Genomic DNA, 446 nt, shown 5'->3' on the forward strand with positions numbered 1-446 from the left:
CCATTCATCTATGCAATCACCGGCGTATACCTTTATGGAGTTTATAGTTGTGGCTCCTGCGCCGGTGTTAAAGGTTACGGTAAATTACCCCAACTGTCTCCATTGCGATGTTGCGTCAATGTTTGCGGTAATTGGAGTGTTACTTGTAAGAACCGCATTATCGCCGTATGACCATTTATCCAAAGTATAACCTTGCCGTCTTGGATTACTGGGGAACCTGACGCCTAAATTTGAGCCTTTTGGAACTGTAATAGGGGCAATGTCTGGCGTACCGTTATTAGAATCAAATGTAACAGTAACCAATTCATAATCCCAATGAGCGACCAATGTAACATCTACATAAAGCATGGTATCTTAAGTACATTTATTAAATCCGTGATAACAAGTCGTAAACGCGGCACCGACTATTAACGGGGCAAGGAACTTGAGTCTCAGACTCTGACCTC

The 446-nt window shown here is 42.8% G+C and carries 1 protein-coding gene; it reads right to left on the reverse strand.

What is annotated here, in order from left to right:
• Positions 1-84: 84 nt before the first annotated feature.
• Positions 85-348: an InlB B-repeat-containing protein gene (locus ACYVRA_RS08970; RefSeq protein ID WP_461252367.1), complete on the reverse strand. Its 264-nt coding sequence runs from the start codon at positions 346-348 to the stop codon at positions 85-87.
• Positions 349-446: the final 98 nt, after the last annotated feature.

The sequence above is a fragment of the Treponema sp. R8-4-B8 genome (assembly GCF_054786175.1).

Coding starts and splice junctions, on each gene's coding strand:
- ACYVRA_RS08970 (WP_461252367.1), bottom strand. CDS start 348: ATGCTTTATGTAGATGTTACATTGGTCGCTCATTGGGATTATGAATTG.